The sequence below is a fragment of the Methylobacterium terrae genome (genome assembly GCF_003173755.1).
Classification (GTDB): Bacteria; Pseudomonadota; Alphaproteobacteria; order Rhizobiales; family Beijerinckiaceae; genus Methylobacterium; species Methylobacterium terrae.
Genome location: NZ_CP029553.1, coordinates 5147461 through 5161992, shown reverse-complemented (window position 1 = coordinate 5161992; position 14532 = coordinate 5147461). Strand labels below are relative to the sequence as shown.

Annotated in this window: 10 protein-coding genes, 2 pseudogenes and 1 riboswitch; of the genes and pseudogenes, 3 read left to right on the top strand and 9 right to left on the bottom strand. The window is 72.7% G+C overall.

Annotated elements, in window-relative coordinates; all coding sequences use genetic code 11:
• Positions 1-5 precede the first annotated feature (5 nt).
• From DK419_RS23865 to thiC, 5 genes and pseudogenes are all read right to left on the bottom strand, one after another.
• Complete coding sequence (locus tag DK419_RS23865) at positions 6-1043, bottom strand: sensor histidine kinase (RefSeq protein WP_109961301.1); 1038 nt, start codon at positions 1041-1043, stop codon at positions 6-8.
• Positions 1040-1453, bottom strand: a complete 414-nt coding sequence (locus DK419_RS23860; RefSeq protein ID WP_064503883.1) for a response regulator — start codon at positions 1451-1453, stop codon at positions 1040-1042. The genes DK419_RS23865 and DK419_RS23860 overlap by 4 nt, the downstream gene beginning before the upstream one ends.
• 213 nt (positions 1454-1666) lie before the next feature.
• A pseudogene (locus DK419_RS30035) lies at positions 1667-2803 on the bottom strand (sensor histidine kinase); the annotation flags it as partial.
• A 45-nt stretch (positions 2804-2848) separates the two neighbouring features.
• Positions 2849-3514 (bottom strand): annotated as a pseudogene (locus DK419_RS30030) (GAF domain-containing protein); the annotation flags it as partial.
• 966 nt (positions 3515-4480) lie between these two features.
• Positions 4481-6358 carry a phosphomethylpyrimidine synthase ThiC gene (gene thiC, locus DK419_RS23850; RefSeq protein ID WP_109961300.1) on the bottom strand — a complete coding sequence of 626 codons (1878 nt, stop codon included), beginning with the start codon at positions 6356-6358 and terminating at the stop codon, positions 4481-4483.
• A 58-nt stretch (positions 6359-6416) separates the two neighbouring features.
• Positions 6417-6528, bottom strand: a riboswitch (TPP riboswitch).
• A 177-nt stretch (positions 6529-6705) separates the two neighbouring features.
• Between thiC and DK419_RS23845 the strand changes: the two genes are divergently transcribed.
• Together DK419_RS23845 and DK419_RS23840 are read left to right on the top strand one after the other, a co-directional pair.
• A complete protein-coding gene (locus tag DK419_RS23845) occupies positions 6706-7080 on the top strand; it encodes a restriction endonuclease (RefSeq protein ID WP_109961299.1) in 375 nt (124 codons plus the stop codon).
• 105 nt (positions 7081-7185) lie between these two features.
• Positions 7186-8325 (top strand): acyltransferase family protein, encoded by a 1140-nt coding sequence (locus DK419_RS23840; protein WP_109961298.1) that lies wholly within the window; start codon positions 7186-7188, stop codon positions 8323-8325.
• A 4-nt stretch (positions 8326-8329) separates the two neighbouring features.
• Here the strand turns inward: DK419_RS23840 and DK419_RS23835 are convergent, their stop codons facing one another.
• On the bottom strand, positions 8330-9181 hold the full coding sequence (locus DK419_RS23835; protein ID WP_109961297.1) for a type 1 glutamine amidotransferase: 852 nt from the start codon (positions 9179-9181) through the stop codon (positions 8330-8332).
• 204 nt (positions 9182-9385) lie between these two features.
• Between DK419_RS23835 and DK419_RS23830 the strand changes: the two genes are divergently transcribed.
• Entirely contained in the window at positions 9386-11596 is a 2211-nt protein-coding gene (locus DK419_RS23830) for a transglycosylase domain-containing protein (RefSeq protein WP_109961296.1), read from the top strand.
• A gap of 12 nt (positions 11597-11608) precedes the next feature.
• Here DK419_RS23830 and DK419_RS23825 read toward each other — a convergent pair whose 3' ends face one another.
• The 3 genes from DK419_RS23825 to DK419_RS23815 all read right to left on the bottom strand — a co-directional run bounded on the left by DK419_RS23825 (position 11609) and on the right by DK419_RS23815 (position 14517).
• A complete protein-coding gene (locus DK419_RS23825; RefSeq protein WP_245442669.1) occupies positions 11609-12550 on the bottom strand; it encodes a Brp/Blh family beta-carotene 15,15'-dioxygenase in 942 nt (313 codons plus the stop codon).
• Between the two features lie 5 nt (positions 12551-12555).
• On the bottom strand, positions 12556-13323 hold the full coding sequence (locus DK419_RS23820; RefSeq protein ID WP_109961295.1) for a bacteriorhodopsin: 768 nt from the start codon (positions 13321-13323) through the stop codon (positions 12556-12558).
• Between the two features lie 534 nt (positions 13324-13857).
• Positions 13858-14517, bottom strand: coding sequence for a DUF2155 domain-containing protein (locus DK419_RS23815; protein WP_109961294.1), 660 nt, complete (start codon positions 14515-14517; stop codon positions 13858-13860).
• Positions 14518-14532: the final 15 nt, after the last annotated feature.

Below are 14532 nucleotides of genomic sequence, written 5' to 3'. Positions count from 1 at the left end.
CCCGCTCAGAGCGCGATGTCGATGCTCGCCGCGGTGCCGCGCTCGGCCTGCGCGTAATCGATCTGCGCCCGCAGGTTCGACGCCATGGCGCGCACGATGCGGGACCCCAGGCCGGTACCGCGCGGGGTGCCGGCGCCCTGCCAGCCGACGCCGTCGTCGGCCACGGTGAGGCGCAGGCTGTCGCCGTCGCGGCGCGCGGTGATGCGGATCTCGCCGGTCACGCCCTCCGGATAGGCGTACTTGTAGGCGTTGGTGACGAGCTCGGTGACGATCACCCCGAGGGACACCGCCTTGTCGGTCGCGACCTCGACCGGGACGGCGTCGAGCAGGATGCGGTGGCGCTGGCCGGTGGCGTTCATCGCCCCGTCGAGGTCCTCGACCAGGGTCGCCAGGTAGGCGTCGACCGCCACCACCCGCACGTCGTCGGAGGTGTAGAGGCGCCGGTGGATGCCGGCGATCGCGGTGATGCGGGTCTGGGTCTCCTCCAGCGCGGCGCGGGCGGAGGCGTCGGTGACCGTGTTCGCCTGCATCCGCACCAGGGCCGCCACGAGCGCGAGGCTGTTCGCCACCCGGTGGTTGACCTCGCGCAGGAGCAGTTCGGCCCGGTCGCGCGCCTCGCGCACCTCGGCCTCGGCCCGCTCCTTCTCGCGGCGGGTGCGGTCCTGGAGCACGGCGGTCGCCACCGCCTCGGCCAGGAGCTCGCGGAAGTGGCCCTGCAGGTCCTTCCAGACGTAGTCGACGGCGCCGGCCTTGAGCGCCGCCACCGCGACGCGGCTGTCCTCCGAGCCGGTGACGTAGATCACCGGCGGCGCGTCGGGGAGCGCGCGGATGCGCGGCAGGATCTCGAGGCCGGTCTCGTTCGGCATGTGGTGGTCGAGGGCGACGACGTCGAAGCGCTCCCCGGCGATGCGGGCGAGCCCCGCCTCGCCGTCGGCCGCGTGCGCGACCTCGCAGCCCCGGCCCGCGAGCGTGCGGGAGACGAGCCGCGCCAGCCCCGGATCGTCGTCGATGTAGAGGACGCGGACCGGCTCGGTCACGGTCACGCGCTCTCCGGAACCTGCATCACCGAGAAGAACAGGCCGAGCTGGCGGATCGCGTTGGCGAAGCCCTCGTAGTTCACCGGCTTGGTGATGTAGACGTTGCAGCCGAGGTCGTAGCAGCGCTGGATCTCGCGCTGGTCGTCGGTGGTGGTGAGGATCACCACGGGGGAGCGCCGCAGGTGCGGGTTCGACTTCACCTTCTGCAGGATGTCGATGCCGGTCATGTCCGGCAGGTTGAGGTCGAGCAGGATCAGGAGCGGCCGGCCGGCGTTGATCTCGCCGCTGCCGTCGGGCCCGAACAGGGCGGCGAGCGCCGAGGTGCCGTCCCGGAACGACTCGATGACGTTGTTGACGCCGGCGCGGCGGATGTTCCGCTCGATCAGCCGGGCGTGGCCCTCGTCATCCTCGATCATCACGATGTGTACGGCCGGCACTGACGACTCCCCGTGGCGGGACCCGGCCGCACCGGGACGTCCCTGACTTCTTCACGCAAACCGCGCCGACCGCGGTCATCCGCGGGAGTCATGCTCCCGTCATCCGCTCTCTAGACCACATCCCGCCCCGTTTGGACACGTGGCTGGCGTAGAAAACAGCGCGGTCACGTTAACCTCGCGTTGCACCGAACCTCAGCCCTGGCGCAGCGGCAGCGTCACGCTGAAGGTGGTGCCGACCCCGATCTCGGACGAGAGGTCGATCCGCCCGCCGAGCGCCCGCACCAGGGTGCGCACATGCGCGAGCCCGATGCCGTCGCCCGGCCGGTCCTGCACGCCGGAGCGGCGGAAGAGCTCGAACACCCGGCCGTGGTCGCGGGCGTCGATGCCGCGGCCGTTGTCGGAGACCCGGATGACGGCGAGCCCGTCCGACACCGACCCGGTGACGGTGATCCGGCCCGGCCGGTCCTTGGCCAGGTACTTGATCGCGTTGTCGATCAGGTTGCCGAAGATCTGCCCCACGGCGACCCGGTCGGCGACGATGTCGGGCAGGTCGCCGATCTCGACCACCGCGCCCGCCGTCTCGGCCTGGTGGCGCTGCGCGTCGGCGAGGCCCTGGACCAGGGCGGTCATCGCCAGGGGCTCGTTCTGGAAGTTGCGCCGCCCCTCCCGCGACAGCTTCAGGATGGCGTTGATCAGCCCGTCCATCTTGGTGATCGCCGCCTTGATGAAGCTCACCGACTCGGTAAGGTCGGCGTCGATCCGCTCCGCCTGCGGCCGCCCGGCGAGGGCGGCACGGATGTCGTCCTGGCCCGCCTCGATCTCGCTCGTGAACCCCATGATGTTGACGAGCGGCGCCCGGAGGTCGTGGCTGACGATGTAGGCGTAGCGCTGGATCTCCTCGTTCGATTCGCGCAACGCCGTCTCGGCGGCGCGCTGCTCGGTGATGTCGGAATGCACGCCGACCCATTCGCGGATCGTGCCGCCGGCATCGAGCACCGGCACCGCCTGGATCGCGTAGGTGCGGAACACCCCGTCGTGACGGCGCACCCGGTGCTCGTAGGTGAAGCGGCGGCGCTCGGCCACCGCGGCGTTCCAGCCCTCGACGGAGCCGGCGCGGTCGTCCGGATGCACCGCATCGGCCCAGCCGTAGCCGGCATATTGCTCGGGGGTCTGCCCGGTCATCGCCGCCCAGGCCGGCTGGTCGCCGGTCATCCGGCCCTCGGCGTCGTTGGTCCAGAGCACGCCGCGCACCGCCTGGACGGCGGCCTCGAACCGGTTCTGCTCGCGCCGGACCGAGGCGAACAGGCGGGCATTGTCCATCGCCACCGCGGCCTGGCCCGCCAGACCCTCGATCAGGGCCGCCTCGCGGGTGCCGAAGCGGTGCGATTCGGGGTGGCCGAACAGCAGCGCGCCGAGGACCGCCCCGGTGCCCGACACCACCGGCACCGCGAGGTAGCTGCGCACCGGCAGGTGGCCCTTCGGCATGCCGCCGTGGCTGCCGTAGCGCGGATCCCGCGTCACGTCCTCGCTCAGCACCACCCCGCGGGCCGCGAAGGTCTCGCCGAACAGGGTGGTCGCCCGCGGCAGGCCGAAGCGGGTGAAGGCCTCCCGCGGTCCGCCGGTGAGGCTGAGGAGCTGCCAGTGCTCGGGCCCGTCGGGCCCCTCGGGCACCCGCTCGAACAGGGCACCGTAGGCCGCCCCGGTCAGCCGGGTCGCGGCCTCGACCACGGCGTCGCCGAGGCGCTGGCGGTCGAGCTCGCTCGCCAGCGCGGTGCCGAGGCGGTTCAGCACCTCGAGGCGCTGGGTCTCGGAGCGGAGCGCCGCGGCGGCCCGCTCGCGCTCGGTCACCCGCTCGCGCTGGCGCTGGGCCGCGTCGGCGATCTCGGCGCTCACCGCCGCCACCTCCGCCGGCACCCCGGCGAGCGCCGGGACCGGCTTGTTGCGGCCGAGCGCCACTGCCTGGTCGCGCAGGGCCTGCAGGGGGGCGGCGATGCCGCGGGCGAAGGCGAGCGCCAGCACGGCCGCGATGGCGGCCAGCATGCCGCCGAGCCCGGCGAACCAGAGGAGCGAGTCCCGCACCGGTGCCGCCAGCGCCTCGTCCGGCACCCCGACGGCGACGCGCCAGTCCGGGACGCCCGCCCGCGCATAGGCGACGAAGTACGGCTCGCCCTCCATCGACCGGCCGCGCCAGCTGCCCTCGGGCCCGGTGGCCTGGCGCAATTCGTCGGGCGCCCTGACGCCGGTGAACCGCTCCGGCGACCGGGTGCGGGTCAGCATCCGCTGGTCGCGGTCGATGACGCTCATCACCCAGCCCTCCGGCACGCCGCCGGAGGCGAGCACGTCGCGGATCCGCCCCGTCGGCAGCGAGAACGACAGGAGGTAGAGCACGGCGTCGCCGCCCCGGCGCATGACCGGCGCCGTCACCCGGAAGCGCCCGTCGATCACGCCCGAGATCGCCGGCCGGCCGGCGAGCGCCGCCTCGTCCGTCGCGTCGAGGCGCTCGGGCATCGGTTCGCTGCCGAGGTCGATCAGCCGCCGTCCGTCGGGGTCGCGCAGGGTCGCCGGCAGGCCGCTGCGGCGGGAGAGCTCCTGCACCTGCTCGCGGAAGGCCGTCACGTCGCCGCGCTGCAGCGCGTTCGAGAGGCTGAGCGCCTCGAGCGTCGCGATCAGGCTCGCGACCTCGCGGTCGACCGCCGCCGCCTCCATCCGGGCGCGCCCGAGGGCGTCGGCCTCCAGGCGGTCGCGGGCGGCACCGGCGAACTGCCACAGGACCACGCCGCCGAAGATCAGGATCGGCACCGCGAGGCCGAGGGCGAAGACGACGAGGCGGCGCACGATCGAGCCCGGGCGCGATCGTCCGGGGGCCGGCCGCGGGGCCTGGTCGCGCGGGGCCTGTTGGGCCTGCATCAACATGGAGGGTCCTTGGAGGGTCCTTGGGCGGCCTGCGTGCCGGCTGACGTGCCCACCGCGCCCCCGGGCGATCCGCGGGGGCGCGGCGGGTGTCACTCAGCCGGCATCGACGTAGAGTCTCCCGCCGTCTCCCAAAAATTCCGCCGATTTTTGGGCCATGCCGGCGGCGCGGGCCGCTTCGTCGAGCGGTGTGGCCTCGCCGACCACGGCCCTCGCGGCCTCCATCGCCAGCACGTCGGCGCGCAGGTCCTGGGTGATCTTCATCGAGCAGAATTTCGGGCCGCACATCGAGCAGAAATGCGCGACCTTGTGGGCGTCCTTCGGCAGGGTCTCGTCGTGGTAGGCCCGGGCGGTGTCGGGGTCGAGGGAGAGGTTGAACTGGTCCTCCCAGCGGAAGTCGAACCGGGCCCGCGACAGGGCGTCGTCCCGCACTTGGGCCGCCGGGTGGCCCTTGGCGAGGTCGGCGGCGTGGGCGGCGATCTTGTAGGTGATGACGCCGGTCTTCACGTCGTCGCGGTTCGGCAGGCCGAGATGCTCCTTCGGCGTCACGTAGCAGAGCATCGCGGTGCCGAACCAGCCGATCATCGCCGCGCCGATGCCCGACGTGATGTGGTCGTAGCCCGGCGCCACGTCGGTGGTGAGCGGGCCGAGGGTGTAGAACGGCGCCTCGCCGCACTCGGCGAGCTGCTTCTCCATGTTGACCTTGATCTTGTGCATCGGCACGTGGCCGGGGCCTTCGATCATCACCTGGCAGCCCTTGCCCCAGGCGACCTTGGTGAGTTCCCCGAGAGTCTCCAGCTCGGCGAACTGCGCGGCGTCGTTGGCGTCGGCGATCGAGCCCGGGCGCAGGCCGTCGCCGAGCGAGAACGACACGTCGTAGGCCCGGCAGATGTCGCAGATCTCCTCGAAGCGCTCGTAGAGGAACGATTCCCGATGCCCGGCAAGGCACCAGCGCGCCATGATCGAGCCGCCGCGCGAGACGATGCCGGTGACCCGCCGCGCGGTCAGTGGCACGTGGGCGAGGCGCACGCCGGCATGGATGGTGAAGTAGTCCACCCCCTGCTCGGCCTGCTCGATCAGGGTATCCTTGAACACCTCCCAGTCGAGCTTGAGCGGATCGCCGCCGACCTTCTCCAGCGCCTGGTAGATCGGCACCGTGCCGATCGGCACGGGGGCGTTGCGCAGGATCCAGCCGCGGATGTTGTGGATGTTGCGGCCGGTCGACAGGTCCATGACCGTGTCGGCGCCCCAGCGGATCGCCCACACCATCTTCTCGACCTCGTCGGCGGCCGAGGAGGTCACCGCCGAGTTGCCGATATTGGCGTTGATCTTGACGAGGAAGTTGCGGCCGATCGCCATCGGCTCGAGTTCGGTGTGGTTGATGTTGGCCGGGATGATCGCCCGGCCTCTGGCGACCTCGTCGCGGACGAATTCGGGGGTGACGAAGGGCGGGATCGCGGCCCCGTGGCCCTCGCCGTCGGCGATCCTGGCCTCGGCGCCGGCCCGCATCGCGTCGCGGCACAGGTTCTCCCGGTGGGCGACGTAGATCATCTCCTCGGTGACGATCCCGGCCCGGGCGAACTCGTACTGGGTGACCATCTGGCCGGCCTCGCCCCGCCGCACGGTGCGGGCGGCCGGGCACGGCGCCACCAGCCGGTCCTCGGCGGCAAATCCGTTATCCTCCGGCCGCACCGCCCGCGGCGCGATCGCCCCGTAGCCGCGGGCCGCGATCCAGCCGGCGCGGACCTCCGGCAGCCCGGCGCTCAGGTCGATGCGGGCGTCGGCCTCGGTGTAGGGGCCGGACGGGTCGTAGACCCGCACCGGGGCCTCGCCCGGGTCGGTGAGCGCGATCTCGCGGCAGGGCACCCGGAGGTCTGGGCGCTCCTTCGGCGAGGCGTAGGCCTTGGCCGAGCCGGTGACCGGCCCGGTGGTGACGCGGTGGGGCAGTCCTTGGGGGAAGGCGGGTGCGTTCATGGATCTCTCCCGGGGAGACGATCCGGCCTCGAGGCGCGAGGACGCACGGGTCACGTCGGTCATGGCAGGTTCCCGTCCCTCCGCCGGTACGAACCGGATCAGGTTCAAGGGTCAGGACGCGCGCTCGTCCAATCTCAGCCCCCGTCGGCGGGGCTCCCCTCGGTAACGGGGCGACTGTCCTGTGGTGCAGGAGGTTTGTCAATCGCCCCTGCGCCGGGACGCTGCGGCATCCCGGCGCCGGCCTTGAAGCACCGGGGGCGGGCGACCCAGATAGATCGGCGAACCTCCCTTCCCCGCAAGCCTTCCCCGCAAGCCTTCCCCGCAAGCCTTCCCCGCAGGAGCCCGATTTGGGACGCCGTGACCGGCGCTGGCGCGACGACGACCCCTCCACCCACGGCCCGCATGCCCGCGCGAGCGTGATCTGCCCGCTCTGCGAGCGGCCGATCCCGGCCGGCGCGCGCCAGAGCCGCCATCACCTGACGCCGAAGCTGAAGGGCGGCACCCACGGCGAGACCGTGCAGCTGCACCAGATCTGCCACTCGGCGATCCACGCCCGCCACAGCGAGGCCGAGCTGGCGCGGCGCCTCAGCGACGTCGAGAGCCTGCGGGCCGAGCCCGAGATCGCCCGCTTCCTCGACTGGGTTCGCACGAAGCCGGACGATTTCCACGCCGCGACGCGCATGACCCGGACGCGGCGGGACTCGAAGCGGAGTTCCCGGTGAGAGGGTGAACGCCGCCTTGCGGATCTCCGCGCGATTCGACCGGACGTCCCCGGCCGGTTCTTTACGTCTGCGTGCGAGCCTCGGATCGCCCTCGTGGAGACGCCGATGTCCGCCCGCTCCAACACCGAACCCGCCCTCTCGGTCCGGCCGGACGATCCGGTGCGCCCGCGCCAAACGGCGGAGCCGGGCCGCCTCGCCTGGGTCGACGTCGCCAAGGGCATCTGCATCATCCTGGTGGTGATGATGCACTCCACCCTCGGAGTTGGCGAGGCGATGGGGCGCGAAGGCTTCATGCACCACGTCGTGGAGTTCGCCAAACCGTTCCGGATCCCCGACTTCTTCCTCCTCTCCGGCCTGTTCCTCGGCCGGGTGGTCGACCGCGACTGGCGGCTGTTCGCCGACCGGCGGATCGTGCACTTCGCCTACTTCTACCTGCTGTGGCTCGTGCTCCAGTCGGCGGTGAAGTACGGCCAGATCACCGAGGGCGCGGGACCCGGCGCCTTCCTCGCCCACCTCGCCTACGGGCTGGTCGAGCCGTACTCGACCCTGTGGTTCATCTACCTGCTGGCGGTGTTCTCGGTCGCCGTGAAGCTGCTGCGCCGGGTGCCCGGCCCGCTGCTGCTGATCGGCGCGGCGCTCCTGCAGCTCGCCCCGATCCATACCGGCTCGACCCTGATCGACGAGTTCTGCGGGCGCTTCGTCTACTTCGTCGCCGGCACCCTCTTCGCGTCCCGGATCTTCGCGCTCGCCGACGTGGTGCGGGCGAGGGCCGGCCTCGCGCTCCTCGGGCTCGCGGCCTGGGCGCTGGTCGAGGGCGTCTTCACCTTCACGGCCACGGGCTTCCCATCCCACCCGACGCTCGCGAGCCTGCCCGGAATCAGCCTGGTGCTGGGGGCGGCCGGCGCGCTCGCGATCGTGGCGACCGCGGCGCTGCTGACGAAGGCCGGCGGCCCGGTCACGGAAGCGCTGCGGGCCTGCGGCGAGCGCTCGATCGTGATCTACCTCGCCTTCTTCCTGCCGATGGCCGCCCTGCGCACGCTGCTCGTGAGGAGCGGGATCATCGACGATGTCGGGCTGGTCTCGCTCCTCGTGACGGTGACCGCGGTGGCCCTGCCGCTCGGCATCGAGCGGCTGGTGCGCCACACCCCGGCGCGGTTCCTGTTCCGCCGCCCGGCCGCCTTCCACCTCGTCGGCGAGGAGCGGGCGCCGGCCGCGCCGCACCTCGCGCCGGTCCGCACGGCCTGAACCGTCAGCGCCGTTCCCCGGCCCGCGGCCGGACGACCCGGTCGAGGAAGTTGCGGATCTCGCGCCGGCGCCGCTCCGGCACCAGCACCTCGGCGGCGACGCCGAGGCGCCAGGCGAGGTCGGGCCGGCCCTCGGGATCGCGGTGCAGGTCGCGCAAGGCGTCCGCGTAGGCGTGCAGCGCCGCCTCGTCGGCGCACAGTCCGGCCTCGACCACGCCTTGCGCCGAGAGCCGCAGCATCGCCGCGACCTCGTCGAGGTCGAGCTCGGGATGGTACTGCGTGCCCCAGAATACGCCGTCGCCGAGGCGGATCTCGATCGCCTGGACGTCGAGGCGGTCGTTGCCGGCGAGCACCGTGCTCCCCGGCGGCGGCTCGATCACCGCGTCGTCGTGGATCGCGGGCGCGTCCCAGGCCGGCGGGCGCCCGTCGAGCAGCGGATGCCCCCTTCCTCCTTCGGTCCGGCTGATGGCGCGGGCGAGCCCGTATTCGGGGCCCCGCGGGTTGCGGGCGGCCCGGCCCCCCGCGATCGTCGCCGCCACCTGCACGCCCCAGCACGAGCCGAAGACCGGGATGCCCGCCTCCAGCGCCGCCCGTACCAGGTCGCATTGCCGGGTCACGGCGGGGCCGCCCTCCTCGACGTGCAGGGTCGAGCCGGTGAGGACCAGGGCGTCGCAATCGGACAGCGCGTGGGGCAGCACCGCGTCGGCATCGGCCGGGGCGACGAGGTGGCAGATCGCGTCCGGCGCCAGGGTCGTCAGGATGCCCGCATAGGTCTGGGCGGAGGTCTTGTCGCAGACCGTAAGGTGCTTCTCGCGGCCGGCCCGGTCGTTCCCGTCCGCCACCAGCAGGTGCAGCATGTCGGCTCCTTGTCAGAGCCACCGCAACGCTCGCGGATGGGCGCCGTTCCGGCACGGCTTGCCGCAGCCGCCGGGTCGATCGCGTAAGTCACGGAGTTTATTTGACAAAGTTTCGGTTAACGGCCCTTAAACCCGCCTCATTTAACGTCTCTTGAGTGCCCCGCGCGGGCCGGCTCGTCCGGGGGCGAAGGGGAACACGGCGGAATGGCGAAGGGTCGCGAGCGGACAGGTCGGGTCGAGCCGCGGTTCGAGGCGGACGGGCCGGCGGACCCGGCCTCCCTCGACCTGCGCCTCTCGCGCGGCGACCGGGCGGGGGGCGGCGTGGCCAACGGAGCATCCAAGGGCGCATCCAAGGGCGCATCCAAGGGGTCCGGCAAGGCGGCCAAGGCGCCGCCGAAGCGGGCCGCCCGCGCGGCACCGGCCGCGCCGCGGCGCCGGCGGCGCTCGTTCCTCGGCACCCTCGTCTACGGCACGGTGATCCTGGGTCTCTGGGGCCTGGTGGCGGTCGCCGGCATCGTCGCCTACCACGCCTCGCAGCTGCCGCCGATCGACCAGCTCGCGGTGCCCAAGCGCCCGCCCAACATCGCGATCCTGGCCGCCGACGGCTCGCTGCTGGCCAATCGCGGCGAGACCGGCGGGCGCACGGTGAGCATCCGCGAATTGCCGCCCTACCTGCCCCGCGCCTTCGTGGCGATCGAGGACCGGCGCTTCTACGGCCACATGGGCATCGACCCGATCGGCATCGCCCGCGCCATCGGCCAGAACCTGACCCGCCGCGGCGTGGCGCAGGGCGGCTCGACCCTGACCCAGCAGCTCGCCAAGAACCTCTTCCTGACCCAGGAGCGCACCGCCTCGCGCAAGATCCAGGAGGCGATCCTGGCGCTCTGGCTCGAGCACAAGTACACCAAGGACGAGATCCTCGAACTCTACCTCAACCGGGTCTATTTCGGCGCCGGCGCCTACGGCGTCGAGGCCGCCGCCCAACGCTACTTCGCCAAGCCCGCCAAGGACGTGACGTTGGCCGAGGCCGCGATGCTCGGCGGCCTCGTCCAGGCGCCCTCGCGGCTGGCGCCCAACCGCAACCTGCCGGCCGCGCAGGCCCGCGCCGCCCAGGTGCTGGCGGCGATGCAGGAACTGGGCTTTGCCAAGCCGGCCGACGTGAAGGTCGCGCTGGCCCAGCCGGCCAAGCCCGCGAGGGCGAAGGGCGGCGGCTCGGCCAACTACGTCGCCGACCTCGTGATGGACGTGCTCGACGACTACGTCGGCAAGATCGAGAGCGACGTCGCGGTCCAGACCACCGTCGATCCCGCGCTCCAGGCGGTGGCCGAGCGGGCGCTGGTCGACGAGCTGAACCAGAAGGGCGGGCGCTTCAACGTCGGCCAGGGCGCCGTCGTGTCGATGCGGCCGGACGGGGCGATCCGCGCGCTGATCGGCGGGCGCGACTACGCCCAGAGCCAGTTCAACCGCGCCACCACCGCCAAGCGCCAGCCCGGCTCGGCCTTCAAGCCCTTCGTCTACCTCGCGGCGATCGAGCGCGGCCTGACCCCCGACACGGTGCGGGAGGACGCGCCGATCAACATCAAGGGCTGGAACCCGGAGAACTACTCGCGCAACTACAGCGGTCCGGTGACCTTGCGCGACGCGCTCGCCCACTCGCTCAACACCGTGGCGGTGCGACTCGGCATGGAGGTCGGCCCGAAGGCGGTGGTGCAGACGGCGCAGCGCCTCGGCATCACGTCGCCGCTCCAGGCCAACGCCTCGATCGCGCTCGGCACCTCCGAGGTCACCCCGCTCGAGCTCGTCGGCGCCTACGCGGCCTTCGCCAATGGCGGCATGGGGGTGATCCCCTACGTGATCGCGAGCGTGAAGACCGTCGACGGCCGCACCGTCTACAAGCGCGGCCCGAGCGGCCTCGGCCGGGTGATCGAGCCGAACGCGGTCGGCATGATGAACGCGATGATGCACGAGGTCTTCGTCAGCGGCACCGCCAAGAAGGGCGACATCCCGGGCTGGGACCTCGCCGGCAAGACCGGCACCAGCCAGGACTTTCGCGATGCCTGGGTGGTCGGCTTCTCCGGCACGCTCGTCACCGGGGTCTGGCTCGGCAACGACGACGGCGAGCCGACGAAGCGGGTCTCCGGCGGCAACCTGCCGGTCGAGGTCTGGAACCGCGTCATGACCGCGGCCCTGCGCGGCGACAAGCCGGTGCCGCTCCCCGGTGCCGCCCGCTGGCGCCGCGCCACCGGCGCCGCGGTCGCCGCCGCCAGCCCCGGCGAGCCGCAGACCCTCGGCGGCCTGATCGACGACCTCGTCGGCGGCGGCCAGCCCCCGGCCCGGCAGCCGGCGCCTCAGCGCGGCGGCGGGCCGACGCGGGAGGACAAGAATTTCCTGGAGCGGCTGTTCGGGATCGATTGAGGCGGAACGGCGTCAGGCCGGGCCCCTCCCCTCCACCCACCGGTCCAGCAGCAGGTGCGGCAGCGTCAGCGCCGCGAGGAGCTGGAGCGTGAGCGCGAGCAGTCGCCCGGCCGCGCCCGCCTGCGGGTAGGTCGGCCACAGGAGGAGCCCGATCAGGAGCGTCAGCCCGAAGACCGGCAGGGACAGCACCACCGCCCGGGCCATGCCGTCGACCGCCGGAGCCCGGGCCGGATCGGCGGCGAGCGCCCGCATGTGCCGCGGCGCGTGCAGGCAGACGAAGTAGAGCCCGAAGGCGCTGAGCGGCGGCAGGACCAGGAAGGCGAGGCTCAAGGCCGCGAGCTCGCCGAGGAGCCCGGGCGCGGGCCTGCGCCGGCACAGCCAGGCGACGGCGAGGCCGAGCCAGATCAAGGCGGACGCCGTCCACCAGACGGGCAGGACCGGCATCGCGGTATCGGTCACCACCGCGAAGATCCGGGCGGTCTCGTCCGGCCGCACCAGGGCCGGGAGCGCGATCGGCAGGCCGCCGCGCACCAGGGCCTCGACGGGCTGCCCGGGCCCGGCATCCTCGTGGCCGAAATGCAGGACCGAGAGGCCGAGGAATCCCGCGAGCGTCGCCTCCGGCGCCAGCCTCCAGGCGGTCAGCACCGCGGCGGTGAGCGCGAGGTAGGGCGCGGCGAAGACCGGGAACCAGGCCCGGCCGAACCGCGGCCGGAGGAAGGGCTTCGCCACCTCGCCGTCGAGGGCGCCGTGCGGCACCCCGAGCCCGATCACCAGGACGAGCACCGCGGCCCAGCCGGCCTCCCGCGGCAGGAGCGCGGTCGCCGCGAGGAGCACGGCGCAGGCGGGGAGCAGGCAGGACGCCGCTCCCCGGCCCGGACGCGGCGGCGAGGCCGCCGGGACGGCGAGCGTCCGCGCGCCGGCCGGCGCCGGGAACGGGGCGGGCCGGCGCGCCACCGCGCCTACTCCGCCGCCGCGAGGTGGGGCCGCCCCGCCCCGCCCGCGACCGGATGACCCTCGCGCAGGTCGCGCTCGACGCGCTTGGCGGTCTGCATCGTCGCCATCAGCCCGTAGACGACCTTCGCGACGAGATCGAGGATCGCGATGATGCCGAGGCCGAGCGCCGGCCCGAGCAGGCCGAGGCCGTCGTCGCCCAGCAGCAGCACGACCGGGTAGGCGAGCCAGACCACCGACAGGAACACGGCGTTGCGCAGGAAGGCGGCGCGGACGTCGTCGCGCTCGCGGGCGTTCTCCTCGCGCAGCTGCACGAAGATGCCGTAATAGACCCCGAGGAACGCGCCGCAGGAGATCGCGAACCAGGTCCATTTCAGCCACGCCACCTGGGTGAGGCCGAACACGAAGGCGGTGACGATCATGATCAGGTCGGAGCCGATCATGCCCCACACGATCGCCGGGCGGCGCATCCCGCTGTGCATCGCGGTGTTGGCGAGGCCGAGCAGCAGGAGCGGCGTGGTGAAGGACCAGTCGATGTAGCGGGCGAAGTAGAACGCCCGGGTCGCCGCCCCGGCATCCGGCCCGGCCGGCAGCACGACGCTCCCCTGCCCCGAGGCCATCGCCAGGTACGAGCAGGCGGCGATGATCGGCACCAGGCCGTGGATGATCGTGTCGGCTTCTTCCGCGCGGGTGCGCCTCTTGCCGATGAACAGGATGAGGGCGGCGCCCACGCTCATGCCGGAAAAGCCCAGCCAGAGCCAGAATTGAGGGGTCATCGGAGAATCCGTTTCCGTCGTCGGGATTATCGCGACGGCCCGAACGTGCAGCCGCGAGGCGCCGGACAACCGGGCGTGTCGCGGACGGTTCCGCAGGGGGAGACGGCGTGTTCCGCCGCGGGCGAGCGTCGGATGCGGGCGCGGTCGCAGTCGCGAGATCGCCGGACGCAGAGAACAGGATCAGGTGAGCGGGCGATCGGGCAAGGCGATGATGCCGGCCTCAACAGTCGCTGAGACTCTCAATCGAAAAATTTCTCGCCGTATTTCGGCGCAGCCGCGATCTCGCCGGGCGACTTGATGGGGATCGCGCCGGGATGACTTTCGCGAGTATCGAGGCGACCGGGACGAGGATGCCGGGCGGCGTTCCGCCAGGTGACCCAGTCGACCCGATCTCGTGCGGCGCCGCCTCGACTGCCGCACTGCTCCTGGGGAGTGTATCGCTGCAGGCCGACGATTGCGGCGGCGTCCGGTCTCCTCGCCCGCGCGACGCGTCGGGCGCGAACCTCTTGGGAGCGATGTTTCGCCCCGCCCGCCTCAGCGCGGGTTCGGGTTCATCGGGTCGGCGCCGATGGGCATCGGGCCGTCATTGGTCGGGAAGAAGCGCCGCGACGGCGTCTGGCGCGGCTGCACCGGCGTGCCGCGCAGGGGCTCGACGTCGACCTGGCCCTGGCGGTTGACCTGGCGGGCCCGCGGCTGGTCCTCGCCGCCGCGCGCCTGCTCGCGGCGCTTGCGGCCCTCGGGCTTGGCGGCGGCCACCGGGGCATCCTCCTGCTCCTTGGGCTCGGCGACGAGCTCGGTGCCGCCTTTGCAGTCGACCAGCCACACGTCGTAGATCGGGTGCTCGATCGCGTGCAGGCCGGGGCTCGAGGCGAACATCCAGCCGGTGAAGATCCGCCGGTACTTGTTCTCGAGGGTGACCTCGTCGACCTCCAGGAAGGCGGTGGTCTTGGCGCTCTCGGTCGGGGGCCGCGTGTAGCAGACCCGCGGGGTGAGCTGGAGCGCGCCGAACTGCACCGTCTCGTCCACCGCCACCTCGAAGGAGACGGTGCGGCCGGTGATCTTGTCGAGGCCGGCGAACACCGCGGTCGGGTTGCGGATCTTGTCGGCCCGGGCCGGCACGCTGAGGAGGCCCGGGAGCGCGCAGCCCAGAACCAGGAAGGCGCCCACGGCGCGGCGTGCGGTCATGCGGCTCAAAACCCAATCGCTCCC